The following is a 22941-nucleotide window of genomic DNA, read 5'->3' on the forward strand; positions in this document are numbered from 1 at the left end:
TGGTTTTTCACGCGAAATGCGATCGCGGCGCAGAGGCAAAGGTTTCCGTGCGTCACGCTCAGGCCATCGCCATGAAACCACCGCGTCAAAAACCCACGCCGCGTAAACTGAAATCGATCGGCAACGTCAACTCCACCGTGCCGTTGACGTAAGCGTCCGCCGGCGGCGTCGGCAGCGGCGAAGCGCGCTTGACCAGCGCCTGGATTTCACGATCCAGCGACGGCAGCCCGGCGCTGCTGACCAGCGTTACCGCCAGCACATGGCCCTGCCTGTCCAACGTAAAACGCACCTGCCCGACGCCCTGGCGCTTCAGCCGCAATGCGTCTTTGGGGTAACGCTTAAAGCGATTAAGGCGGCTGTTGATGCGGCTGCGCCAGCTATCCTCTCCTGTCTGCGCATAGGGCATCAGGCGGGTTTGCGGCGCGGCCGTTTTATCCGCCCGGCCCGGCGGCGGCGCGCCGGCGCTTTGCTCCTGAACCTTCGGCGGCGCGATCGTTTTCTCCTGCGGCGGCGTGCGCGACAGGTTTTTTTTCTTCACCGGCTTGGGCGGTTTTTTCTGCTTCGGCGGTACGGCGATGTTCGGCCGCGCGGCTTCAGGCACTTTCACCGCCGGCAACGGCTCCGGGGGCGCCGGCGGTTCAACCTGAGGCGGAGGCGTCCTTTGCCCCGGCGGTTGTTTTACCTCAGCCGGAGCCTGCGGTGCGGCGGCCATCACCACCATGACCGCAGGCGACGGCACCCACTGCGGCTCAGCCTTGTCCCGCCAGGGCCAGAACAACGCCGCGCCCAGCAGATGCAGCGCCAGCACCAGCACCAGACAACGGCGCCAGGGCATGGCAGCGCCGGGCGCGGCGAAAGGCAGCGGCGAAACCGACATGCTCACTCTTCCGTCAGCGCCAGATGAAGGCGATCGGTCAGCGGTTTGAACAGGTAGTTCATCATCGAACGCTCGCCGGTGCGGATGAAGCCTTCGACCGGCATCCCCGGGCGGATCTCCAACCCGTTCAGGCGTTGCAGCCCCGCTTCGCTGACCTTGGCGCGCACGCTGTAATAGGGCGCGCCGCTTTTCTCGTCGGTCAGGCGATCGGCCCCGACCAGTGTCACCTCGCCCTCGACGCGCGGCGTGGTGCTTTGGTTAAACGCCGAGAACAACAGCTCGACCGGCAATCCCACCTGCACCTTGTCGATCAGCTCGACCGGGATACGCGCCTCCACCTGCAGCCCCCGATCGCTGGGCACGATCTCCATCAGCTGCTGACCGGCGCCGATCACGCCGCCTTCGGTGAACACGCTCAGCCCCACCACGGTGCCCGCCACCGGCGCTTTCACCTGCGTATGGCCCAGATCGGCCTCCGCCTTGGCCAGGCGGTTATCCAGTTCGTCCAGCTTCATCCGCACCTCGGCCAGCTGGCTGCTGACCTCTTTCTGATACTCTTCCCGCCGCTGGATCGCCCGCAGCTTCAGCTCCAGGATCTGGCGCCCCAGGCGGCCGATATTGCCGGTATCCTCGGATGCCTGGCCGTCAATCTGCGCATACTGTCCTTCCAGATCCAACAGCCGGTTGCGCGCCACATACCCCTGCGCCGCCAGCTTGCGCATGCCGCCCAGTTGCTCCTGCAACATGGCCTTTTGCCGCTGTTTGCTGGCGTAAGACTGCCGGATCCCCTCCAGCATCGCCTGCGATCCGGCGATGCTCTCCGCGATCGCCGCCAGCTCGCTCTGCAACGCCGCACGGCGGCTGGTGAACAGCTGCTGTTGCAACAGCATCAACGACATCACCTCCGGCTCCTCCCGCCGCGCTTGCAGCAATGCCGGGAAAGCGATCGCCTGCAGGCCGTCGCGCTCGGCCTGCAGCCGCGCCCGCTGCGCGGCGTTGCTCAACTGCTGGCTGCGCAGCGCATCGCGCTGGGTGCGGCTGTCGACGGTATCCATCAGCAGCAGCACCTGCCCGGCGCGAACCCGGTCGCCTTCATGCACCTGAATTTGCGACACCACGCCGCCGCTCGGGTGCTGTACCGCCTTGCGGTTACCGGCCACCACCACGCTGCCGGAGACCGGTACGCCTTTGTCCAGCGGCGCCAACAGCCCCCACAGCAGGAAACCGCCAAACCCCAACAGCACCAGCCAGCCGCCGAGCCGCAGATGGCGCCCTTCGTCGAACTGCCGGGAAAGGGCGTCGATATCGCCGGGGATCACACTCTGATTGCTCATACTTTTCGTTCACCGCTGGCCGTTTTGGCAAAGTTGGCGTAGTTGACGTTGAAGCCACCGCTGCTGCGGCCGACGTTGGCCGGTACGGCAGCGGGCGCAAAACCAGGCAACTTTTTCAGGATGGCGTCACTGGGGCCGAAGTGCTGCACCTGGCCAGCGGCCAGCACCAGCAATTTGTCGGTGGTCGCCAGGATCGCCGGTTTGTGAGTCACTAACACGATGGTGGTGCCGCGCGCCTTCAACGCTTCGATCGCCCGCTGCAGCGCCTCTTCCCCTTCACGATCGAGGTTGGCATTCGGTTCATCCAGCACTACCAACGCCGGAGAACCGTACAGCGCGCGCGCCAGCGCCACGCGCTGACGCTGGCCGCCGGACAGGCCGCTGCCGCCCTCACCCAGCTCAGTTTCATACCCTTTGGGCAAATGCAGTATCAATTGGTGCACGCCGGCCAGCGCGGCGGCGGCCACCACCTTCTCGGCGTCAACCTGGCCAAAGCGGGCGATGTTTTCCGTCAGGGTACCGGCGAACAGCTGGATATCCTGTGGCAAATAGCCGATATGCGGCCCCAGCTGCTGTTTATCCCACTGCCGGATATCCGCGCCGTCCAGCCGCACGTCGCCGCTGAGCGGCGTCAACGCGCCGACCAGTTGGCGCATCAGCAGCGTTTTGCCGGAGCCGGATGCGCCAATGACGCCCAGTACCTCACCGGCCTCCAGACGAAAACTGACGCCGTGCAATACCGGTGCGCTCCCGCCGGGCGCGCTGGCGGCCAGCTGATTCACGGTCAAGGTGCCATTGGGGGCCGGCAGCGGCAGGCTCGCCGCCTGCGGCGGGTTGGCGGCCAGCATCACCTCCAGCCGCTGCAGGGACTGGCGCGCCGACGACCACTGCTTCCAGGCGCCGATCAGCTGATCGATCGGCCCCAGCACCCTGCCGATCAGGATCGATCCGGCGATCATCATGCCCGGCGTAATGTCGCCGTTGACCGCCAGCAGCGCGCCGCAGCCCAACATCAGCGACTGCAGCGCCAGCCGCACGGTTTTCGACCAGGCGGTGACGGCGGCGATTTTCTCGCTGGCGCGGTTCTGCAACAGCAGGAACTGCTGATGCTGCCGCAACCAACGCAGGCGCAAGTCGGTCAGCATCCCCATGGCGGCAATGGCTTCGGCGTTGCGCAGGTTGCCGTTGGCCTGCTGCGTGGCGCTCAGCGCGACCCGGCCGGCCTCTGCGAGCGGCGCCTGCGACACCCGCTGATTGAGCCAGGCCAGCAGCACCAGCACGATTACCCCGGCGCTGGCCAACGCGCCAAGCCAGGGGTGGAGCAGAAACACCACCAGCAGATAAACCGGGAACCAGGGCGCATCGAAGAACGCAAACAGCGCATTGCCGGTGGCGAACTGGCGCAGGTTGGTCAGATCGTTCAGCGCCTGTCCCGCCAGCGGGTTGCCGGTTTTCAGATTGGTTTCGAAGGCGGCGTCGTAGACCCGCTGATTCAGGCGCATATCCATCTGGGCGCCGAGGCGGATCACCACCTGACTGCGGACCCACTCCAGCAGCCCCATAAACAGGTAAAGGCCGACCACCATCAGGGTCAGCATCGCCAGCGTCATGCGGTTGCCCGACGGCAACACGCGATCGTAGACCTGCAGCATGTACAGCGCCGGGGCCAGCATCAGCAGGTTGATCACCGCGGTAAACAGCGCGATGCCCCAAAATCCGCGCCGGTATGCGGCCAGCACGCTCATCACTTCTCCGCGCCTGACGGCGTTTTTCATGGCGTTTTCCATCGGCTAAAAACGAGAAAATGCCCGCCGGGGCGCGCGGCGCCGGCGGGCAAACGGCCGCGATCAGGCCGCCAGCAGTTCCGGGCTGTCGGCATGCTGCACGCCCACCGCCGTCGCCGCCGCCACCTGATCGAAGGTGGAATTGACGCTCAGGCCGTAGTCGTCGAGGATGCCGTTCAGCGCGGTTTCCAGCGCGCCGGTATCGCCGGACATCAGGCCGTACACCACCTGGTGCACCACGCCATCGTGGCCCTGCGCCTGCAGGCTGCTGAGGTTCAGGCCGCCGAAGCTGACGTCAGGCACCTGGATGTTGTACGGCGTGGAGCCGCCGCCGTTCAGGCCGTCGCCGAACGACAGCGAATCCAGCTGGCCGTACAGGGTGTGCGCCGGGGCATTGAACAAGGTGTAGGTCAGGTTGCCGCCCGCCACGAACGAGGTAACGTTGTTGGCGGTGCTGGTCACGGCGTATTGGCTGCCGGACAGGCTGCCGCCATAGAAGCCGCCGCTGTTGGAGTCGGTGACGTTACCGTTGGTGTGGTTGATATCGCCAAATGACGACGCCCACTCGTTCAGATAGTTATGGATGCTGTAGCTGCCGAAGCTGCTGTCATAGTTGACTGAAAATGCCATTTCTCTATCTCCATTGATGAATGGCGCCCCTTGCGAGGCCGCCCTTGTGCTCAAGAATGAGCAACGCCCTTTTACTGCTTAAAAACGGTATTCCACCCCGCCCTGCACGGTGCGGCCGCGCCCCAGCGTGTTGGCCAGCGTCTCGCCGTAGCTGACGACGTAGGCGCGGTTGGTCAGGTTCTCCACCGAGCCGCGCAGCGTCAGGCTGTCGGTCAGCTTGTAGCTGGCATACAGATCGAACAGGGTGTACTTCGGCCAGTCGGCCAGGTACGGGTAGTTGGACGGCACCGAACTGTCCTGATAGCCCGGCGCGAAGCGCACGGTCACCCCGGCGTCCAGCTTGCGATCGAAAGCGCGGCCGCCCAGCGTGACCGAGCCGCGATCGCCCGGCAGATAGGCGGCAGTGCCGAACTGCGAGCCCCCGTCGCACGTGACGGCATCATTGGACGCGGCATCCGGTTCAACATAGAAGTTGCCGCGGCGCGAACCGTCGCCATAGCGCAGGCGTCCTCCCAGCCAGGCTTTGTTCGAGCAGAACTCGTTTTTGCCGATCATGTGGGTGTAGGTCAGATCGGCGTAGAACACCCCGGCGTCATAGTTGAGCTGGTACTCCAGCCCGCGGAAGCGGGTTTTCGACAGGTTGTTGACGTAAGCGGCATTGCCGATGCTCGGCTGCACCAGCCCCGGTTTATTGCGGTCTATCGCCAGGTTGATGTAGTTATCCACTTTGGTGTCAAAGTAGGCCACCTTGGCCACCAGCCGATCGCCCTCAAACCACAGATCCGGCTGCTGCACGTTGAACCCGACTTCCCAGGCGCGCGAGCGCTCGGGCTGCAGAAACGGGTTGGGGTATTGCGTGGAGGAGCCGTGCGCACTGCCGTTGGTCAGCGTTTCGGTGATCGCCGGCGGCCGCCAGGATTTGCCGTAGGTGGAATACAGCTCCAGCCACTCCACGCCGGGACGCACCGCCACCGCCAGCGTCGGCGACAGCTTGCCCTGATCGCGATCCACGTCCCAATCTTCGCGGGTGGTGGTTGAACAGCCGGTCAGACGCAGCGCTTTGCAAGGATTGTCAATCGTGTAGCGTTGCCCATCCTTGGCCAAATCCGGATAGCTCAGGCCGGTCTGGCCGCGCAGGCGATAGCGGTCGTAACGCAGCCCGCCCTCCAACGTCAGCCAGCCGTCGTAGTCGTAGGTCAGGTTGGCGAACAGGCTGGCGACCGAACGGTTGCCGGCCGGCGTCACCCCTTCCATGCCCTGACGAGAAGAGTCGCTGGTCGCCTTGTCGTAATAGAACTCCAACCCGTAGTTGGCGCGGAAGTCATGCCCCGGCGCCAGGCTGAAGCGCGAGGTGTTTTGCGCCTGCGCGCCATAGGTACGCAGCCGGGTACGCGTCGCGTAGCCGTTGTCCAGCAGCGAGCTGGTGCTGTAGGTGTCGCTGTCGTCCTGAGTATCGACGTAATACAGCTTGGCCTGAAAATCGAGCCAGTCGACGCCTTCCGGCGCCAGGCTGTAATCAAACGCCGCGTTGCGCGCCATCACGTCGCTGTAACCGGTGCGCTTCCAGCCCAGTTCATAGGGTGGGCGAGTGCCCAGGTTGGTCAGCGTGCCGGCGATCGGCGACGCAGTCTGGGTCTGCAGATAGCTCAGCTGCAGGCGCTGATTGGCGGGCAGATTCCAGCCCACCTTGGCCAGCCGCGAGTGCATGCGGTAATTTGTGTCGGGGATTTTGTTGTTCTTGATGCTCTCGGCGTAGCGATCGTAATTGCCGGTGTCATTATTGATACGAATGTTACCGATATCGCCCTTGTTGCCGGGCCAATAGTCGCCGAGGTGGCGTTCGCTGGCGGCCAGCAGGATATCGCCGGTTTCGTTGCCCAATGCCAGTATGCTGCTGCCGATGAAGTGGGTGCCGTTATCGCCGGTGCTGGCGTGCAGCTTGCCGCCCAGCTCTTTGCCCGGCGCCAGGAAATCGCTCGCGCTGACGGTATTGAAGGTGGCGATGCCGCCGAGCGTGCCGGCGCTGCCCATGCCGCCGGTGGTGCCCTTGTCGATGGTCACGCCGGACAGCAGTTCGGAATCGATGTACATGGTGCCATTACGCTGGCCATGGCCGCTCTTTTGAAAATTCTGCCGCATGCCGTCGATGTTCATGTTCACCCGGCCATAGTCTTGTATGCCGCGGATGTTGACCGACAGCGCCGGATCTTGCTGGCTGACGCTGGAATAGGCCCCCGTAGTCTGCTCCAGAATATCGGCCGCGTGCCGCGCCGGGCGGTTGTCCATCTGTTCGCGGCTGATGACGCTGACCGAGCGCGGTTCGTCGTAAACCCAATCGTTGGCGTTGATGCCGCCGGCGCCCAGCACCGTCAGGCTGTCCAGCGCCAGCGCGCCACCGTCGCCGTTTGCCGCTGGCAACCGGCTCAATACGATCTGCCCCTGCGGCTGCAGGCGGAAAGCCACCGGATTGTTGCCAATCAAGCGCCGCAGGCCCTGTTCAACGCTCATGCTGCCGTTCAGCGCCGCCGCCTGCATGCCGTCGAGCTTCACCTCGTCGAAAAATACCTGCATATCGGCCTGCTCGGCGAAGCGCAACATGGCGCTCTGCAGCGGCTGCGCCGCAATGTTGAAATTCTTTTGCTGTGCGGCCTGCGCGCTGCTCGCATCAGCCTGGGCGGCGAGCGCTACCGCCGGCTGAGTCAGCATCATCGCCGCCAGCGCGGCGCGTACCGCCGTGGCCAATCGGCCGGCCGGCGTGGTTCCCTTGTGAATAAACATGCGTGTGTGTTCCACCCGAAAGAATGCCAAACTAAATGATAATGGAAATCAATCTCGTTTAAACATAAGGACGTTCCGGGAGGCAAAAACCCGTAAAGATTTTTTACAGAAAGTGAAAATAGCGGCGAAACGGGCATCCCGGCCCGCCTTTAGCCGCTCAGTAAAGCAATGTGATGCCGGGGAGATTCAGTTGGCGGGCGGAGAGTTCCTGACGAATGGCGCCGACGCCGTCGTCGAGTTTATTGAGCGCGAACACGCCGCTCACCGTGCGCGCTCTTAGCGCGGGATTGACCGCCACGATGCGGGTTTCGCGATAGCGATTGAGCTGCGCGAGCGCCTGCGTCAGCGGTTGGCGGTCGATCACCAGCCAGCCGCGCCGCCAGGCGTCATCGCCGGCCGTTTGCCTCGTCAGCCACAGCAGGCCGCTGCGGTAATGCGCCGCCTGACGTTGCGCGACCACCAGCGAGCGCTCGCCGCGCTCGAGCGTCACCCGCACGCTGTGCTGATGCACGCTGACGTCTACGCCCTGCCCGGTGCGCGCCACGCTGAACTCGGTGCCCAGCGCCTGCGTAACGCCGTTTTCCGCCTCCACCCTGAACGGGCGACGTTCCGACCCGCCCAGCGGCGCGACGATAAAATAGGCGGTACCGCGCAGCAGCCGCACCTTGCGCTCGTCTGCAGAATACGCCAGCGCGATCGCGCTGCCGCTGTCCAGCGCCACCCGGCTGCCGTCCGGTAGCGCGACTTCGCGCACCTCGCCGCGAACGGTTTGATAATCCGCCTGCAGGCCGCTCCACAGATCCGGCCCGCGATAAACGCCGAAGGAAACGGCGATCGCCACCGCAGCCGCCACCGCCCAGCGGGGCCATCGATGGCGAGAGGGCGTTTTCAGCGCCGCCACCTGCGGCTGTAGCGCCTGCCGCTGCTCTGGCGGCAGCTGCCCCAGCGTCGCCCAAAGCAGGCGAGCCTGACGCAGCGCCGCCGGATGCTGCGGATCATCGGCCAGCCAGGCGTCCAGCGCTTGCCGCCGATCGTCGGGCAGCGCCCCTTCGGCCAGGCATACGGCCCAGGCCGCCGCCTGCTGTCGCACCTGTGCGGTTAGCGGTTTCATGATGACGTAGACCCCTGTTTTTTCTGGTTATAGGTTAAGACGTCTGAGGGCGGATAAACCCGTAAAAAAATTGCCATTATTGTTCGCCCATCCGCGCCATCAGCCGCTCCAGCGCGCTGGCCAAGTGTTTCTCCACCGTGCTGAGCGACACCCCCAGCTGCGTCGCCACCTGCGCCTGGGTCAAGCCATCGAGCCGGTTAAGGCGGAAAATCTGCTGCGTGCGCGGCGGCATGCCCGCCAACGCCTGTTGCAACAGCTGCAGCAGTTGGCCATCGATCGCCCGCTGTTCGAGCGCCGGTTCGCCGGAGGGGTACTGCGCCAGAATGTCGTCTTCTACCGCTTCGGTTTGCCGCCGCTGCTGCTGCCGCAGATGGTCGAGCATCAGATTTTTGGCGGTTTTATACAGGTAGGCCTCGATATCGAGAATATTGCCCTGCGGGTATTGCTCGGTGAGGCGGGTAAAACTTTCCTGCGCCAAATCCGCGGCCAGCTGAGGGTCGCGCAGTTTGGCATTCAAATAGGCTTGCAGCGGCCGCATGTGGCGCAGAAATAGCGCCTGCAACTCGGAATTGGACATCTCTTTTCCCAGAAGTGAAACACCCAATAGGGGCGATAAAAATCACATAAATGATTATCATTATCAATATTGTTCTGGGAAATATGTGCTAAGGCGGGAATAACAGGAAACCGGCCTGACGCCGGTTTCCGCTGGGCTGCAGGTCAATGCTCTAACGCCTCGTCCTCATAGCGGTGCTTGGCGTCGAGCGCTTCCTGCTCGGTTTCATGTTCACTGAGCAACGTATTCGGCTCAATGTCGTCGGTGCGCACCTCAAAACGGCGCAGATGCAGGTTCGGGTCGCCTCGAAACACCTCTACGACGCGGGCGCTTCGTGGATAAGCAGGTTGGTCATTTTCGCGCATGCCGTTCTCCCGTGTGTTTCACACAGTAGCAAGTATAGCAGCCGCCCTCATTCCGGCACGCGCGAGCCGAGATCGCGATCGCCGGAGGCGCCCGTCAACAGCTCGGTCAGTTCGTCGCAGGCGCAAATGCGCCCTTCACGCACGGTGAAGTGCGCCAGCACCCGCACGCGGCTGCGGGAACCGTCGCGCTTTTCCACCTCGACCAGATGGTGGGTCAGCACCGCCTCGCCCTGCTCCGCCGCCGCGATCACGCTCAGCGTCATGCGGCGGGTTTGCCGCTTCAGCAGCGCCATATGCTGCTCAAACTGCTCGAAGTTCAGCACCTTGCCATCCACCTGCTGGCGGTAGCCTGCGCTGAAACGGGCGGCGAGCTGCGTCGGCCGATGCTCCGGGCTGGCGATCACCTGCTGCAGCGTATCGAGCACCAGGTTCAGCGGGGTAAGTTGAGTCATCACGTTTCTCCGAAATGGGGGGAATGGCGATCCTATCCCGGCCAGGCGATGGCATAATAACCGCATCAAGACTTTCAATAACGTTAAACGGCCAATATGACGCAGATCCGCAGCCAACGCCTTCAGCATGAAAGAAAACACCTGACGCCCTGGCACCGGCACGACGGCGGCCAGATCTATCTCTTGACGCGCGGCATGCTGGCGCTGGAACTGCCTGGCCGGCAATGGGCGATCACCGGCGGTGCGCTGGGCTGGCTGCCGCCGGGGTGCCCCCATCAGGCGCTGGCCTGTGGCGATGTGGCGGGCTGGAGTCTGTATCTGCCGGTGGAAAGCGCGCCGGAGATGCCGCCGCAGCCGCAGCTGTTCACCGCCTCAGCGCTGTTGCAGGCCCTGGTGGAACGCATCGCGCAGTTCTCCGCCGGCCCGATGAGCGCGCCGCAACGGCGGCTGCTGCAGGTGCTGCTGGATGAAATGCACACGGCAAGCCGCGCGCCGTTGCAATTGCCGCTGCCGCAGGACGCCCGGTTGCTGAACATCGCCCGGGCGCTGCTGAACGATCCCGCCAGCCTGCACAGCCAGCGCGACTGGGCCGCCTGGGCCGGGCTCAGCCCACGTACCCTGAGCCGCCGCTTTCTGCAGGAAACCGGCATCAGCTTCGCGCTGTGGCGCCAACAGGCGCGGGTATTGCGTTCACTGGAGGGATTATCACGCGGCGAAGCGGTCGGCGAGGTGGCCGACGCCTGCGGCTACGACAACGTCAGCGCCTACATCGCCGCCTTTCGCCGCCGCTTCGGCGTCACGCCCGGCGCGTACTTTGCGGCCGCTCGGCAAAGGGAATAAGAAAACGGGCGCCCAGCGCCCGAAGATAAGAAAAGGTTATTTCACCGTCTCGCGCGGCAGCACCGCGAGGATTTGTTCCACCACCCGCTGAGGATCGGCGGCGCCGTCCATCACGTAATGCGCGGCATCCTGATACAGCGCTTCACGCGCGGCCAGCACCTCGAGCATCTCTTCGGCGATCGGCCTGCCGGTGAGCGTCGGGCGCTGCGCATCTTCCGGGTACTCTTCCAACCGCTGCGCCAACACGCTGGCCGGCGCGCGCAGGTAGATAACGGTGCCATGCTGGCGCATAAACTGGCGGTTTTCCTCCGCCAGGATCGCCCCGCCGCCGGTGGCAACTATAGTTGACGGCTTAGTCACGGTTTGCAACGCGATGGTCTCGCGGCGACGAAACCCCAGCCAGCCCTCGCGCTCGACCATTTCCGCCACGCTCATCTGCGCCGCCTGCTGCATAAACAGATCGGTATCGACGAACTGATAGCCCAACGCCAGCGCCAATGCGCTGCCTACCGTGGTCTTGCCGGCTCCGCGAGCGCCTATCATGAACAGGGTTTGTGTCATTACGGGTTGTCCCTTATGCGGTGACTTGAGTGCATTGCATACCAAAATACCGAGCGGGTGCGATGGCGTGGTGGCAGCATCATACCCCGCCCGCTCTGTATTTCAATATTTACGATAGTGTAAATTCCATGGCACAGCGACTGCCAGCGGCAAAGCCGTGCGCCAGATCCTCATCCAGATGCCGCCGCAAGGCGGCCGTGAGCCGCGCGTCGTCGAGCGGCCGGAACCCCAGCCGCCGGTAATAAGGCGCATTCCACGGCACGTCAATGAAGGTGGTGAGCGTCAGGCGAGCGGCGCCCTGGCGTTTGGCTTCTTCCGCCACCGCCCCGATCAGGCGGCGGCCGACGCCCTGCCGTTGCCAGGCGCCGGCGACCGACAATTCGGCGATATGCCAGTCTTTCCCCTGAGCCTGCACGGCGATAAAACCGGCGCACTCGCCGTTGTCGCTTTCGGCCAGCCATTCACGGCGTTCGACGATAAACGCGGCGTGCTGTTGCGGGCTCATCACCTCGCCTTCGGCGATAAAGCGCCACGCCGGCTGCTGGCGAAACAGCTGCGCCGCCGAGCGTTCAACCGCCATCAGATGCGCGATATCCCGCTGCTGCGCCAAACGAATTTGCAGGCTCATGGGTTCTCCTTAACGTTGGGGCGGTTATTTAAGCAAATTTCACCGCCCGCGGCTCAGAAATCGATACTGCCGCGCAGCACCACCTCACGCGGTTCCCCCACCGCCACGCGCAAATTGCCGCCGCTGGACGGGTAATAGGTTTTATCGAACAGGTTCTTCACGTTCAGCTGCCATTTCACCCGATAGCCGTTGATCGGCATGGTGTAAGCGGCGAACGCATCGGCAACGGTGTAATTATCCAGATTGAAGCTGTTGGCGGCATCGCCCGGGCGGCGGCCCACGTAGCGCGCGCCGGCGCCGATACGCATCTCATCACCGCTGTACAGGCCCAGGCTGCCCAGATTCTGGGTCAGGAACAGCGAGGCGGTATGGCGCGCCACGTTGGTCATCTCTTTGCCCTTGTTGTCCGGATCGTCCACCACGCGGGCGTCGGTATACGCATAGGAACCGATCAGGCTCAGCGAGTCGGTGAGATTGCCGGCCACGTCCAGCTCCACGCCCTGCGAACGCACGCGCCCGGCGGTGCGCGTCACGGTTTCACCCTCCACCAGCTCACTGACCATGACGTTGCGTTTGGTGATGTCGAACAGCGCCAGCGTGCCGGTGACGCCGTTCGGCAACGCCAGCTTGCCGCCGACTTCCCACGACTTGCCCTGTTCCGGCGGCAGCGAATCAATTTGGGTGGCGATAGAAGAGTTCGGCTTGAACGACTCGGTATAGCTGCTGTACAGCGACACGTAAGGCGTCAGCTTGTAGACCACCCCGGCGCGCGGCACCAGCTTGCCGTCCGAACTGTCGGTGTTGGTCTGGAACGGCCGCCCCTTGCCGGCATAGACGTCGAAAGCGTCGTAACGCAGCCCGCCCATCACCAGCCATTTATCGGTCAGTTGGATGGAATCCTGCATAAACCAGCCGTAGCTGGTGAGATTTTCCCGCTGGTCGCTGTCTTTGGCGCTGACCGCGGTCGACGGCGGCATCAGGCCGTATACCGGATGATAGATATTGAAATCGCTGTTCTTTTTACCGCGAATCATGTCGCCGCGGTAGGTACGGTTATCTTCAAAATCGAAGCCGAACAGCATCTGGTGGTTGATGCTGCCCCAATCCACGTCACCATTGAGCGTCAGCTGCACCGCATTGGCGTGGCTGACGGCATGGGCGGTCGAGTCGGCCTGGCGGCTCAATACGCCGGTCACCGGGTTCAGCGCCGTGGCGCGCGCCTGATTGTCGCTGTAGCTGTTGCGGCTGTAGGCGTAGGTCAGCGAGCTTTTCCAGCGCTCGTTGAGCGTTTGATCGATCTGCAGAGTGACGCTGTCCTGATCGCCGCGGGTGGCGTTATAGGCTTCGTCGAAACGGCGATCGCGCGGCGTATTCACCGGTTTGCCGGTGCGCGAATCGATAATGGTGCCGCGATCGAACGGCACCCGATATTCCATATGCTCGTAGGCCAGCCGCACGGTGGTGTTCTCGCCATACCACATCAGCGAGGGCGCGATCACCGTCTGGCGGTTGCGGCCGAAGTTGCGCCAGTAGTCGGTTTCATCGTGATCGACGATCATGCGATAGGCGAAGCCCGACGTGCCGAGCGGCCCGGTAACGTCGAGCTGACCGCCGCCGCCGTTGAAGCTGCTGCCCCAGCCTTCCACATGAGTGCGCTGCTGCAGCTGGGGTTTTTTGGTGATCATGTTGATCATCCCGCCCGGCTCACCCATGCCGTACAGCATTGAGGCCGGCCCCTTGAGCACCTCTACCCGCTCGGTGGTCGGCGTAAAGTTGCGCGCCTGCACCGAACGCACGCCATCGCGCAGAATGGAGCCGTCGCGGTTGTCGCCAAAGCCGCGTTTCATTACCGCGTCCTGGGTGCCGCCCAGCGTGTTGGCCTGGGTAATGCCGCTGACGTTGTACAGCGCCTCGTCCAGGCTGCTGACCGCCTGATCGGTAATCACCTGTTGCGGCACCACGTCGATCGCCTGCGGCACGTTCAGCAGGTTGGCTTCGCTGCGGGTGCCGGTGACGCTGGTCAACGGCTGATAGCTCTGCACGCCGTCGGCGTCTTTGCGGCCAATCACCACCAGACTTTCTTCCTTCGACGCGGCTTTTTCCGCCGCCCACGTCGGCGATGTTGCGCAGACCGCCAAAGGCAATGCGCACCACCAGCCGCGCTTGTTGTTATTCATTATCTAACTGACTCCAATAGGTCCCTGAAAAAGGTAACGGCAAAAACTGCTGATACAGCTGTTGGAAGGTCTGCTGCGGGTTGATGTCGGCGAACAGATCCGGGTAAAACGCTTTGGCGAACACCTCGACCAGCACCACGTGGTACGGGCTGAGGTAAAAGTTGTGCCAGACGCTCCAGGCGCGGTGGTTTTTCACCGCCTGCAGGTTGGTCAGCATCGGCTGTTTGGCGATCAGCCGGCGGAAGCTGTCAGCGGCCTCTTGGCGGCTGACCTGCGGCCCGAGGCGCAGATCGGACAGCCGTTTGCCCTGCGGCCCGGCCATGCCGGTGGCGAGGTACACGTCGGGATTGGCGCTCAGAATGGTTTCCGGGTTCAGCTCGCCATACACCCCTTTGACGCTGGCGTTGGCGATGTTGTCACCGCCGGCGAAGGTCAGCAGATCGCCAAGGTTGCCGTGCGCGGCGGTGGTGCAACAGGTGTCGCGCCGCCCCAGATGCAGGTGCAGCATCACTTTGGGCTTCGGCCCCTGATAGCCCGCCAGGCGTTGCTGAATCACCGCCATATGCTGCTGATAAAACTGGATGAACTGCTCGGCGCGCTGCCGGCGATTGAGCACGTCGCCCAGCAGCCGTACGCTCGGCACGGTGTTGTTCAGCAGATCGATGCGCAGATCGACGTAGATCACCGCCACGCCGGCCTTGTTCAACGCAGAAACCAACCGATCGTTGTCGCCGTCTTCACGCGCATAGCGCGCCAGGATCACCAGATCCGGTTTCAGCTGCAGCAGGCTTTCGACATTGACCTGGCGAAAGTTATTGCCGCTGATGACGGGGATCTGGGCTATCTGCGGAAACTGCTGCGTATAAAGCTGCCAGCTTTGCGCATCGAAACGCGCCAGATCCGCCGGCCAGCCGACGATGCGCTGCGCCGGGTTGCCCGGCTCCAGCAGCGCCAGCGTATACAACATGCGGCTCTCCCCCACCACGATGCGCTGCGGATTGTCCGGCACCACAACCTGACGGCCGGTGATATCGGTCACCGTCTTCGCCTGGGCGGAGAACACGCCGAACCACAGAGAAAGCAGCAGTAAAATGAGGAAATTGCGCATGATTGAGCCGAAAGGGGGAAATAATGTGCGCATGATAATCACTCTCATTAGCACTTGCAATCCCGCGTCGCCATTGCCAAAAGAAATCCGGGAAACGGCGCCGGGCGTGCGGCAAACACGGCGAAACCGCTAAAATAACGGCTTTAAAAAGTTAAAAAAATGGCGGGGAAATCGGTTAAATAGAACGGGGAAACAGCTAAAAACCGGGAGACCTCCATGACTCAACGCATCATTCCGCTGTCGGATTGCCCGCAGTTTGCCGATGTGTGCGCCGCCTGGGCATTCGGCCAGTGGGGTTCACAGCGGGGCGGCTCGCTGGAGCGCACCCAGCTGCGTTTCGCCCAATGCAGCCGACCGGGCGACGACCACCTGACGCTGATGATGATCGACGGCGATCGTCCGGTGGGCATGGCCAGCCTATGGCCCAGCGACGACCATCAGCGCCAGGATCTCACCCCGTGGCTGGCCGGCGTCTTCGTGCATCCCGATCACCGCCGCAAGGGCATCGCCCGCCGTCTTGAAATGGCCATCGTCGAGGCGGCGCGGCAGCGCCATCACTCGGTTCTGCATCTCATTACCGACAAATCGGAAGCGCTGTACGCCGGCTGGGGTTGGCAACCTCTGGAGCGCCGGCGGCAGCATGACGAAGAGGTGGTGGTGATGGAGAAAAAACTGTAGCTAACGCGGCGTACAGACATACACCAGCGCCGGCGGGAAGTTGCGCACCACCCGCAGGCGCTTCCAGTGAAAATAGCGCGACAGCAATTTTTCCGACAGGTGGCTGTATTGGAACAGCACCAGCGTGCCGTTGCGCGCCAGCAGCCGCTGCCGGGCCTGCTGAAGAATGCGCACGCTGATCCTGACCGGGATCGACAGCAGCGGCAGGCAGGAAAACACCACGTCGTAATCCGTGGCCATCCGGGTCGCCGAATGGCCCATCACCTGCAGCCGCCGATCGTCAATCCCGCGCAGCCGATGCACGAAATGGGGTTGGATCTCGAAGGCCTCCAGCGCCGCATCGGCGCGCATCCGCCCCAGAATGCGTTTGGTCAGCACGCCGTCCGCCGCGCCCAGTTCCGCGATCGACAGCGCCCGGGTCCATTCAACCTGATTCAGCATCGCCTGACACAGCCACGGGGAAGAAGGCGCCAGCGTACCGACGGTGCGCGGTGAAGCCATAAATTGCTGCAGGTAAGCGAAGTGATTCATCAGTTGCAGTCGGGTCGCATTTAACATTGAGGCCTCCTTGGGTTAAGCCCTCAATGTGAGCCGAATTTCTTAAGTAATCATTAACATGATTCCGAAAGCGGCGGACACAGTTGTAATAAAATGCAACCTTGTCAGCGGCGCGCAAAGAAAAACGGTCGCAATAATGATCTGAGAATAAGCGGTTTATGCGCCGACCGTTCAGATCATTATTGCGACCGTTTATTTTTTTGGCCGCGTTGCCGCGGCCAGAGGGTAAAAAGCTAACGCTTAGCGATAAATTTCCGCATTGCCGCGCCAGTTGCTGGAGTCCCCGGGGGTGTCCAGACCGATAATGCGATAATGACTGGCGCCGTCCGCCGCGGCTTTTTCTTTCAGGGCGGTGATGGCGTCATGCGGTGAGCCGCTAACGCCGGAAACCGACACGACGCCGAGGCTTTGCAGATTGGCGGCCTGCTCGCTGTTGACCTGTTTTACCGACGACAGCGGCGCGGCGAAAGTGGAAAATGAAGCGGCGGCGATCAATACGGCTGCGATGCTTGGGATAAGTTTCATGATTGACTCCAGGTGTTCTTGTTTATTCGCTCGTTGTCAGTGATGTTAATTATCCGCTAGCCAATGAAAACGGACGTCATGCAACGTAAAGAACATCAATCATTGTGAGGAGAATAAGGAGGAAGTGAGAGCGGGTGTGTATTTTCAGGCGAGAATGACTTTATAGGCTTCACCTTACCCCTATTTGATGAACAATTAAAGACGGCGCGTGATAAAGAATGCGCGCCGCGTCTATTTAAGATTTTTTACCCGCCGGAGCGCGCTGAGCTACGCTGAATTTTGTGGCTTACCCTTTTAAGGAAGAACGCTTATGTCGCAAAACCTGCTGCGCGTGCGTGACGGTCAGGGCGCGTCGGTCTCATTTTCCGAGCTGCTGTTCGATCTGATCTACGTTTTCGCCGTGACCCAACTTTCCCACTATCTGTTGCATCACCTGACGCTGACCGGCGCGCTGGAAACCCTGCTGCTGTGGTTCGCCGTCTGGCTGGCCTGGCAATACACCGCCTGGGTCACCAACTGGTTCAATCCGGATACCCGCCAGATCCGCCTGTTGCTGTTCGCGATCATGCTGCTGGGGCTGTTCGCCGCCGCCGCGTTGCCGCAGGCGTTTGGCGAACGCGGTCTGATCTTCGCCCTGTTCTACGTCGCCATTCAGGTCGGGCGCTCCGCCACGGTATTGCGCCTGCTGGCGCCCGATCATCCGTTAAAACATAACTTTCGCCGCATTCTCGGCTGGCTGTGCATCTCCGCCGTCTTCTGGATCGCCGGCGGGCTGGCGGAAGGCCATGCTCGCCTGGCGCTGTGGGCGATCGCCGTCTTGTGCGAATACGTCTCGCCGATGTTCGGTTTTCGCCTGCCGGTGCTGGGGCGCTCGGACAGCAGCAGCGAATGGACCATCGAAGGCCACCATCTGGCGGAGCGCTGCCAGCTGTTCGTGATCGTGGCGCTGGGGGAAACCATTCTGATCACCGGCGCCACCCTGAGCGAAATGGAAAGCTGGAGCCTGCCGGTGCTCATCGCTTCGCTGGTGGCCTTTCTCGGCAGCCTGGCGATGTGGTGGGTTTACTTCGACACCAGCAGCAAAGCCGGCAGCCACGCCATCAGCCAGGCGGAAAATCCCGGCCAGCTGGGCGCTTATTTCCATTATGTGCACGTCGCGCTGGTGGGGGCGATCATCGTCTGCGCCGTGGCCAACGAGCTGGTGATCGCCCATCCCGACGGCCGCATCCAACACGCCACGGCGGCGGTGCTGCTGCTCGGCCCGGCAATTTACCTGTTCGCCAACGCGCTGTACAAACGGCTGGTGTATCGCCGCTTCCCGCTGTCGCATCTGGTCGGGCTGCTGGCGCTGGGGGTATTGGCCCCGATCGCCTATTTAACCGACCTGCTGATGGTCAATGGCCTGACGACGCTGATCATGGTGGTGGTGGCGGCGTGGGAGAGCATCTCGCGCGGCAAAGCGCCACAGCGGCACGCGCAAGCCTGAATCAAACGGGGGCGCAATCGCCCCCGCTGTGAGATTGATGACAAACCTCATGCCATTACCGGGTTTGCAAAGAGCAGTGGATAAAAAACAAGGAAAATCAATTTATTGATTTTCGGCTGATGGCCACAAAGGAGGAAAAACCCATGTTTTTTCCTCCTTTGTCAGCGGTCTGACGGGGGCGCAATCGCCCCCGATGTCGGTCACTTCAAGGATTGCGGCAAGGTGAGCACCCAGAGCTCACTCAGCGATTCCGGCTGCTCCAGAGGGCGCAATTCGATGCGGGCGTCGGTTTTGTCACCGTCGAGGCTCAACCGCCCTCCTTTCTCCAACTGATAGTCGCCGATTTTCTTACTCTTTGGCGACGCATCCACCAGCGTGGCCTGCAAGCCGAAATCGTTGTCATTGATCACCGCCAGCGTGCGATCGTCGATCAGCGCCAACCCTTCCGCTTTCTCCTGGCGCCAGCCCAACTGACGCAGATCCGCCACTTCCCGTTTCTGCGCCAGCTTCACGCCGCGTTTAGCCAGATCTTTCGCATCGTCGAACTCCAGCGCTTTACCCTGGCCGTCAAACGCGCTCAGATCGCTGGCCTGCGCGAGATCCACCAGATAGATCTTGTTGATCATCGACTTATCTTTACCGGTTCCCTGTTCAATCAACAGGATGCGCTGGTTGTCCAACGCCACGACATCGCCAATTTTGGCGTCTTTGGCTTTTTTATAGCTGTCGATATCGATGGGATAGCCGTACATGGCGGTTTTGCCACTGCGCGGATCGAAGCTCACCAGCCGGGTAAACTGCGCCTTGTTTTTGCTTTTGCCATCGACATCCAGCGTGCTCTGCACCGCCGCCAGAATTCGCCCGTCCGGCATCCGGGTCAATCCTTCAAAACCGCGGTTGGGCTGACGCCATTTCAGGATGTTCGGCAAACCGCCCGCCACCGCCTGTTCGCCGGCCTGCGGCGTTGGGCCATATTTGGCGAGGATTTTACCTTTGCCGTCGATATGGATCAGAAACGGGCCGTACTCATCACACAGCCAATAGCCGCCGTTGCCGTCACCGGTCACCCCTTCGGTATCCAACCCGCGGCGATCGCCGGACAGCGGCTGCAACGCGTCGTTCAACGCCACTTCGTTTGTAGAACCAATCAGCTCGCCCGGCAACGGCAGCCCGCCGATCGGCCCTTTTTCGTCGTGCAAGGGCCGCGCATTCTCGGCTACGGCCTTGCCGCCGCCGATACGAATGTCCATCAACAGAGGCGTGAATTGCGGATTGGCGAAAATCTTGGCCTCTTGCTTGCCTACCGCCGGGGCATCGGCATTCGGGCCGCGATCGGTCAGCGTCGTCAGCACCAAATCGTCGCCCTGCTTCTTGTTGAACATCAATCCGGAGCCGATCCCTACCGGCAATCCCTGTGGGAAATGCTTGGCAAACGCCCCCTGATAGGCGACGCGTTCCCCGCCGGGGAAGCCGACCACATAACGCGCCACCTCAATGTCGGCAGCGTGAGCCAATACCGGAAACAGTGAAGCCAACAGCAGGGAGAGCGATTTTATTTTCATATTTTTACCCGAGGTCAAATGAAGCGTTGTCAGGCAGAAGACGATATTAATTTAGCATGACACTTAGATGACAATAGGCAATTCGTCAAATGCACATCAGGCAATAAGGCTGGCTGGCAAATAGAAATTAGCAATTAACCTGAGCGTATTGAATGGAGAAAGCCGCTGGAAAAAACCGCCCGGAAATAGCCCGCCGTTTTGCTTAGGGTAAATTCTTATAGCAAAGATAAAAAAATCGGCAAACGCGCGTCAACACGGCGAAAAACGGTGTTTTTCTCATAGACAAAATAAAATGTCAGGGATTTAATACCGCCGTTATTCAAGGTGCATTAAGAAAATTCTATAGAATATCTGCATGAACTTAAAAAGCTGTTCTATAGTTTTTAGTGCTAACGCCCGTTAGTCTATTCCGCAGGATGGAATCTATGTCAAAGCGACTTTTTGCTGAATTTTTTGGCACATTTTGGTTGGTGTTTGGTGGTTGTGGTAGCGCAGTATTGGCAGCGGCATTCCCACAGCTGGGTATTGGTTTCCTCGGCGTCGCGCTCGCTTTCGGTCTGACCGTAGTGACGATGGCCTATGCCGTCGGCCATATTTCCGGCGGGCATTTTAACCCGGCGGTCACCGTCGGCTTATTCGCCGGCGGCCGTTTCGCGGCGAAAGACGTGATCCCTTACGTTATCGCACAGGTGATCGGCGGTATCGCCGCAGCGTCGGTGCTGTATTTGATCGCCAGCGGCAAAGCCGGTTTCGACGCCACGGCAGGCGGTTTCGCCTCTAACGGTTACGGCGAACACTCACCGGGCGGTTACTCTCTGCAAGCCGCAATCGTGATTGAGCTGGTGCTGACCGCCTTCTTCCTGATCGTTATTCATGGCGTGACCGACAAGCGCGCGCCGGCAGGCTTTGCCCCGCTGGCTATCGGCCTGACGCTGACGCTGATCCACCTGATCAGCATCCCGGTGACCAACACCTCCGTCAACCCGGCGCGCAGCACCGGCGTAGCGATCTTCCAGGGCACCTGGGCGCTGCAGCAGCTGTGGGTGTTCTGGCTGGTGCCGCTGGTCGGCGGCATTATCGGCGGCCTGATCTACCGCTGCCTGCTGGAAGACAAAAAATAAGCGTATCGCAGTCGACGCGTTTCACGGGGCAGCCTTCATCGGCTGCCCCGTTGCTTTCAGCCCTTCGTCACTTCAAACATCATGATATCGCTGGTGAAGGAGCCGTCCGGCTGGATGGCGAAATGCTCCACCACCTCCTGCGACACGCTTTGCTGCAGCGCGCGGATCGCGGTGACGAAATGCGCCGGCGTGCGCATACGCGCCACCCAACTGCCGAACTCCAGCGTCAATCGATCCGCCGTCACCTCGCGTACCACCAGCCCGGCCTCGGTCAGCAACGTCAGCCACTCGCCCGGCGCATAGTTGCGCACGTGCGAGGTGTCGCGCAGCACTTCCACGGTTTGCAGGTAGATATCCAGCAGCGGGTGCCCCGGCGAGACCACGTCCATAAATATCGCGCTGCCGCCCGGTTTGAGTACACGCCTGACCTCGCGCAGCGCCTGGCCGACATCGCGCCAGTGGTGCGCCGAATAGCGGCTGATGACCAGATCGAAACTGGCATCCTCAAACGGCAAAGACTCCGCCACGCCCTGCTGCTGCTGAATGTTGTTCAGGCCTTTTTCCGCCGCCGCCTGCTTCACCACCGCCAACATTTGCGCCGACAGATCGTAGGCCACCACCTGCGCTACGCTGGCCGCCGCGGTGAAGCTGGCATGCCCCGCGCCACAGCCCAGATCGAGCAGGCGCGCTTCGGCGTGCGGCGCCAGTAACTGCGCCAGACGTTGCAAATCCTTGCCCTGCGCATGCACCGCGCTGGTTAAATAGGCGTTGGCCTGCTCGCCGAACTGCCGGTCTACCGCATTGTTATGGCTGTTGCTGTTGCTCATGTTTGCTCCTGTTATTATCCGGCTTGCGCCTGTGCCTGAAGGCTTTCGGCTACTATAATCAGGCTACTATACGGGTACAATATGAGCAGTTATCCTGGTATAAATAGGTACCATGCTATGTCATCAGAAGCCTTATCCGGGCCAAAAGCCCTCGGCGCGTTTCTGCGCGCGCACCGCGAACGCATCACGCCGGAAATGATCGGCCTGCCCAGCTCTTCGCGCCGCCGCACCAGCGGCCTGCGACGCGAAGAGCTGGCGCAAATCAGCGGCATCAGCGCCACCTGGTATACCTGGATCGAACAGGGCCGCGAGGTGTCCATTTCCCCTTTCACGCTGGCGCGCATCGCCAAAGCGCTGCGGCTCGGCCCGGCCGAACGCCACTACCTGTTTACCCTGGCGCGTATCGCCGACCCCGAGCAGGAAGCGCACCGCGAAACCGCCAATGACGCGGTGCTGCAAAGCGTGCATCAGATGACGGTGCCCTGCTATCTGCTGGACGTGAGCTGGAACGTCGTCGCCTGGAACCCGCAGGCGGCGGCGCTGTTCAGCGGCTGGCTGGATGTGGCCAACAGCCCCAACCTGCTGCACTTCATGTTCTTCCACCCGTTGGCGAAAACGCTGGTCAGCGATTGGGAAGAGCGCGCGCGCCGCGTGGTGGCCGAGTTTCGCGCCGAGACCAGCCATCATCAAAATACCGAAGAGATGCGCGCCTTCGTGCGCAACATGACGCACAACAGCGCGGACTTTAATCACTGGTGGAAGCAACATGACGTCATGGCGCGCGAAGGCGGCGAAAGAGCGTTCGAGCATCCTCAGCGAGGCGCGCTGCGCTATCGCCAACTCACCTTCCATCCGGCGGAGCACGCCGGTCTGAAGCTGGTGATGCTGATCCCGCTGCCGCAATTGGTAACAAATTCATAGGCAGGTTTACCCGCCATTTATTTATTGGTTCATGTAAACGCGCTAGGGTAATTGATACCGAT

Annotated in this window: 22 protein-coding genes; 5 read left to right on the forward strand and 17 right to left on the reverse strand. The window is 61.8% G+C overall.

The genetic code is table 11. The annotated features are described in order from the left end of the window. Positions 1-85 precede the first annotated feature (85 nt). The 9 genes from ACJ8M3_RS13190 to ACJ8M3_RS13230 form a co-directional block, all read right to left on the reverse strand. Positions 86-877 (reverse strand): energy transducer TonB, encoded by a 792-nt coding sequence (locus tag ACJ8M3_RS13190; RefSeq protein WP_089196636.1) that lies wholly within the window; start codon positions 875-877, stop codon positions 86-88. A 2-nt stretch (positions 878-879) separates the two neighbouring features. Continuing rightward, entirely contained in the window at positions 880-2211 is a 1332-nt protein-coding gene (locus ACJ8M3_RS13195) for an HlyD family type I secretion periplasmic adaptor subunit (RefSeq protein WP_060432541.1), read from the reverse strand. Then, positions 2208-3986 (reverse strand): type I secretion system permease/ATPase, encoded by a 1779-nt coding sequence (locus tag ACJ8M3_RS13200; RefSeq protein ID WP_047572472.1) that lies wholly within the window; start codon positions 3984-3986, stop codon positions 2208-2210. Before ACJ8M3_RS13200 ends, ACJ8M3_RS13195 begins: the two co-directional genes overlap by 4 nt. Before the next feature lie 72 nt (positions 3987-4058). Continuing rightward, entirely contained in the window at positions 4059-4625 is a 567-nt protein-coding gene (locus ACJ8M3_RS13205; protein WP_033642038.1) for a heme acquisition protein HasA, read from the reverse strand. 78 nt (positions 4626-4703) lie between these two features. Further along, the gene (locus ACJ8M3_RS13210; protein ID WP_046688343.1) at positions 4704-7403 is read right to left on the reverse strand and encodes a TonB-dependent receptor; all 2700 of its coding nucleotides are present in this window, start codon (positions 7401-7403) and stop codon (positions 4704-4706) included. 157 nt (positions 7404-7560) lie between these two features. Next, the gene (locus tag ACJ8M3_RS13215; RefSeq protein ID WP_033642036.1) at positions 7561-8514 is read right to left on the reverse strand and encodes a FecR family protein; all 954 of its coding nucleotides are present in this window, start codon (positions 8512-8514) and stop codon (positions 7561-7563) included. A gap of 76 nt (positions 8515-8590) precedes the next feature. After that, on the reverse strand, positions 8591-9091 hold the full coding sequence (locus ACJ8M3_RS13220) for an RNA polymerase sigma factor (protein ID WP_033642035.1): 501 nt from the start codon (positions 9089-9091) through the stop codon (positions 8591-8593). 143 nt (positions 9092-9234) lie between these two features. After that, positions 9235-9435 (reverse strand): YaiA family protein, encoded by a 201-nt coding sequence (locus tag ACJ8M3_RS13225; RefSeq protein WP_015376810.1) that lies wholly within the window; start codon positions 9433-9435, stop codon positions 9235-9237. 47 nt (positions 9436-9482) lie between these two features. Further along, positions 9483-9887 carry a nuclear transport factor 2 family protein gene (locus ACJ8M3_RS13230; protein ID WP_089196635.1) on the reverse strand — a complete coding sequence of 135 codons (405 nt, stop codon included), beginning with the start codon at positions 9885-9887 and terminating at the stop codon, positions 9483-9485. 96 nt (positions 9888-9983) lie between these two features. Here ACJ8M3_RS13230 and ACJ8M3_RS13235 point away from each other — a divergent pair, with 96 nt between their 5' ends. Then, a complete protein-coding gene (locus tag ACJ8M3_RS13235) occupies positions 9984-10727 on the forward strand; it encodes a helix-turn-helix domain-containing protein (protein WP_089196634.1) in 744 nt (247 codons plus the stop codon). A gap of 36 nt (positions 10728-10763) precedes the next feature. On the opposite strand, the gene aroL is transcribed toward ACJ8M3_RS13235, so the two are convergent. From aroL to ACJ8M3_RS13255, 4 genes are all read right to left on the reverse strand, one after another. Then, the gene (aroL, locus tag ACJ8M3_RS13240; RefSeq protein ID WP_033642032.1) at positions 10764-11288 is read right to left on the reverse strand and encodes a shikimate kinase AroL; all 525 of its coding nucleotides are present in this window, start codon (positions 11286-11288) and stop codon (positions 10764-10766) included. Positions 11289-11397: 109 nt separating this feature from the next. Continuing rightward, complete coding sequence (locus ACJ8M3_RS13245) at positions 11398-11916, reverse strand: GNAT family N-acetyltransferase (RefSeq protein WP_047572482.1); 519 nt, start codon at positions 11914-11916, stop codon at positions 11398-11400. A gap of 53 nt (positions 11917-11969) precedes the next feature. Then, complete coding sequence (locus ACJ8M3_RS13250) at positions 11970-14093, reverse strand: TonB-dependent siderophore receptor (protein WP_089196633.1); 2124 nt, start codon at positions 14091-14093, stop codon at positions 11970-11972. Further along, positions 14086-15201: an ABC transporter substrate-binding protein gene (locus ACJ8M3_RS13255; protein ID WP_046688335.1), complete on the reverse strand. Its 1116-nt coding sequence runs from the start codon at positions 15199-15201 to the stop codon at positions 14086-14088. Before ACJ8M3_RS13255 ends, ACJ8M3_RS13250 begins: the two co-directional genes overlap by 8 nt. Positions 15202-15417: 216 nt before the next feature. Between ACJ8M3_RS13255 and ACJ8M3_RS13260 the strand changes: the two genes are divergently transcribed. Continuing rightward, positions 15418-15879 carry a GNAT family N-acetyltransferase gene (locus ACJ8M3_RS13260; RefSeq protein WP_033642028.1) on the forward strand — a complete coding sequence of 154 codons (462 nt, stop codon included), beginning with the start codon at positions 15418-15420 and terminating at the stop codon, positions 15877-15879. Here ACJ8M3_RS13260 and ACJ8M3_RS13265 read toward each other — a convergent pair whose 3' ends face one another. Together ACJ8M3_RS13265 and ACJ8M3_RS13270 are read right to left on the reverse strand one after the other, a co-directional pair. Beyond that, positions 15880-16437, reverse strand: coding sequence for a class I SAM-dependent methyltransferase (locus ACJ8M3_RS13265; RefSeq protein ID WP_033642027.1), 558 nt, complete (start codon positions 16435-16437; stop codon positions 15880-15882). Between the two features lie 240 nt (positions 16438-16677). Then, on the reverse strand, positions 16678-16962 hold the full coding sequence (locus tag ACJ8M3_RS13270; protein ID WP_033634035.1) for a YdgH/BhsA/McbA-like domain containing protein: 285 nt from the start codon (positions 16960-16962) through the stop codon (positions 16678-16680). A gap of 310 nt (positions 16963-17272) precedes the next feature. Here ACJ8M3_RS13270 and ACJ8M3_RS13275 point away from each other — a divergent pair, with 310 nt between their 5' ends. Then, positions 17273-18448: a low temperature requirement protein A gene (locus ACJ8M3_RS13275; protein ID WP_089196632.1), complete on the forward strand. Its 1176-nt coding sequence runs from the start codon at positions 17273-17275 to the stop codon at positions 18446-18448. 200 nt (positions 18449-18648) lie between these two features. On the opposite strand, the gene ACJ8M3_RS13280 is transcribed toward ACJ8M3_RS13275, so the two are convergent. Then, positions 18649-20010: an esterase-like activity of phytase family protein gene (locus tag ACJ8M3_RS13280; protein ID WP_089196631.1), complete on the reverse strand. Its 1362-nt coding sequence runs from the start codon at positions 20008-20010 to the stop codon at positions 18649-18651. Positions 20011-20435: 425 nt separating this feature from the next. On the opposite strand from ACJ8M3_RS13280, the gene aqpZ reads away from it, so the two are divergent. Next, positions 20436-21131: an aquaporin Z gene (gene aqpZ / locus ACJ8M3_RS13285; RefSeq protein WP_033642023.1), complete on the forward strand. Its 696-nt coding sequence runs from the start codon at positions 20436-20438 to the stop codon at positions 21129-21131. A 56-nt stretch (positions 21132-21187) separates the two neighbouring features. On the opposite strand, the gene ACJ8M3_RS13290 is transcribed toward aqpZ, so the two are convergent. After that, on the reverse strand, positions 21188-21958 hold the full coding sequence (locus ACJ8M3_RS13290; protein ID WP_089196630.1) for a class I SAM-dependent methyltransferase: 771 nt from the start codon (positions 21956-21958) through the stop codon (positions 21188-21190). A 117-nt stretch (positions 21959-22075) separates the two neighbouring features. On the opposite strand from ACJ8M3_RS13290, the gene ACJ8M3_RS13295 reads away from it, so the two are divergent. Continuing rightward, positions 22076-22879 (forward strand): helix-turn-helix transcriptional regulator, encoded by an 804-nt coding sequence (locus tag ACJ8M3_RS13295; protein WP_033642020.1) that lies wholly within the window; start codon positions 22076-22078, stop codon positions 22877-22879. Positions 22880-22941 lie beyond the last annotated feature (62 nt).

The organism is Serratia sp. CY55921, assembly GCF_052167655.1.
Taxonomy (GTDB): domain Bacteria; phylum Pseudomonadota; class Gammaproteobacteria; order Enterobacterales; family Enterobacteriaceae; genus Serratia; species Serratia ureilytica.

Excerpts from the sequence above, each read along its gene's own strand:
- ACJ8M3_RS13190 (WP_089196636.1), bottom strand. The coding sequence starts at position 877 with ATGTCGGTTTCGCCGCTGCCTTTCGCCGCGCCCGGCGCTGCCATGCCC.
- ACJ8M3_RS13195 (WP_060432541.1), bottom strand. The coding sequence starts at position 2,211 with ATGAGCAATCAGAGTGTGATCCCCGGCGATATCGACGCCCTTTCCCGG.
- ACJ8M3_RS13200 (WP_047572472.1), bottom strand. The coding sequence starts at position 3,986 with ATGAAAAACGCCGTCAGGCGCGGAGAAGTGATGAGCGTGCTGGCCGCA.
- ACJ8M3_RS13205 (WP_033642038.1), bottom strand. The coding sequence starts at position 4,625 with ATGGCATTTTCAGTCAACTATGACAGCAGCTTCGGCAGCTACAGCATC.
- ACJ8M3_RS13210 (WP_046688343.1), bottom strand. The coding sequence starts at position 7,403 with ATGTTTATTCACAAGGGAACCACGCCGGCCGGCCGATTGGCCACGGCG.
- ACJ8M3_RS13215 (WP_033642036.1), bottom strand. The coding sequence starts at position 8,514 with ATGAAACCGCTAACCGCACAGGTGCGACAGCAGGCGGCGGCCTGGGCC.
- ACJ8M3_RS13220 (WP_033642035.1), bottom strand. The coding sequence starts at position 9,091 with ATGTCCAATTCCGAGTTGCAGGCGCTATTTCTGCGCCACATGCGGCCG.
- ACJ8M3_RS13225 (WP_015376810.1), bottom strand. The coding sequence starts at position 9,435 with ATGCGCGAAAATGACCAACCTGCTTATCCACGAAGCGCCCGCGTCGTA.
- ACJ8M3_RS13230 (WP_089196635.1), bottom strand. The coding sequence starts at position 9,887 with ATGACTCAACTTACCCCGCTGAACCTGGTGCTCGATACGCTGCAGCAG.
- ACJ8M3_RS13235 (WP_089196634.1), top strand. The coding sequence starts at position 9,984 with ATGACGCAGATCCGCAGCCAACGCCTTCAGCATGAAAGAAAACACCTG.
- aroL (WP_033642032.1), bottom strand. The coding sequence starts at position 11,288 with ATGACACAAACCCTGTTCATGATAGGCGCTCGCGGAGCCGGCAAGACC.
- ACJ8M3_RS13245 (WP_047572482.1), bottom strand. The coding sequence starts at position 11,916 with ATGAGCCTGCAAATTCGTTTGGCGCAGCAGCGGGATATCGCGCATCTG.
- ACJ8M3_RS13250 (WP_089196633.1), bottom strand. The coding sequence starts at position 14,093 with ATGAATAACAACAAGCGCGGCTGGTGGTGCGCATTGCCTTTGGCGGTC.
- ACJ8M3_RS13255 (WP_046688335.1), bottom strand. The coding sequence starts at position 15,201 with ATGCGCAATTTCCTCATTTTACTGCTGCTTTCTCTGTGGTTCGGCGTG.
- ACJ8M3_RS13260 (WP_033642028.1), top strand. The coding sequence starts at position 15,418 with ATGACTCAACGCATCATTCCGCTGTCGGATTGCCCGCAGTTTGCCGAT.
- ACJ8M3_RS13265 (WP_033642027.1), bottom strand. The coding sequence starts at position 16,437 with ATGTTAAATGCGACCCGACTGCAACTGATGAATCACTTCGCTTACCTG.
- ACJ8M3_RS13270 (WP_033634035.1), bottom strand. The coding sequence starts at position 16,962 with ATGAAACTTATCCCAAGCATCGCAGCCGTATTGATCGCCGCCGCTTCA.
- ACJ8M3_RS13275 (WP_089196632.1), top strand. The coding sequence starts at position 17,273 with ATGTCGCAAAACCTGCTGCGCGTGCGTGACGGTCAGGGCGCGTCGGTC.
- ACJ8M3_RS13280 (WP_089196631.1), bottom strand. The coding sequence starts at position 20,010 with ATGAAAATAAAATCGCTCTCCCTGCTGTTGGCTTCACTGTTTCCGGTA.
- aqpZ (WP_033642023.1), top strand. The coding sequence starts at position 20,436 with ATGTCAAAGCGACTTTTTGCTGAATTTTTTGGCACATTTTGGTTGGTG.
- ACJ8M3_RS13290 (WP_089196630.1), bottom strand. The coding sequence starts at position 21,958 with ATGAGCAACAGCAACAGCCATAACAATGCGGTAGACCGGCAGTTCGGC.
- ACJ8M3_RS13295 (WP_033642020.1), top strand. The coding sequence starts at position 22,076 with ATGTCATCAGAAGCCTTATCCGGGCCAAAAGCCCTCGGCGCGTTTCTG.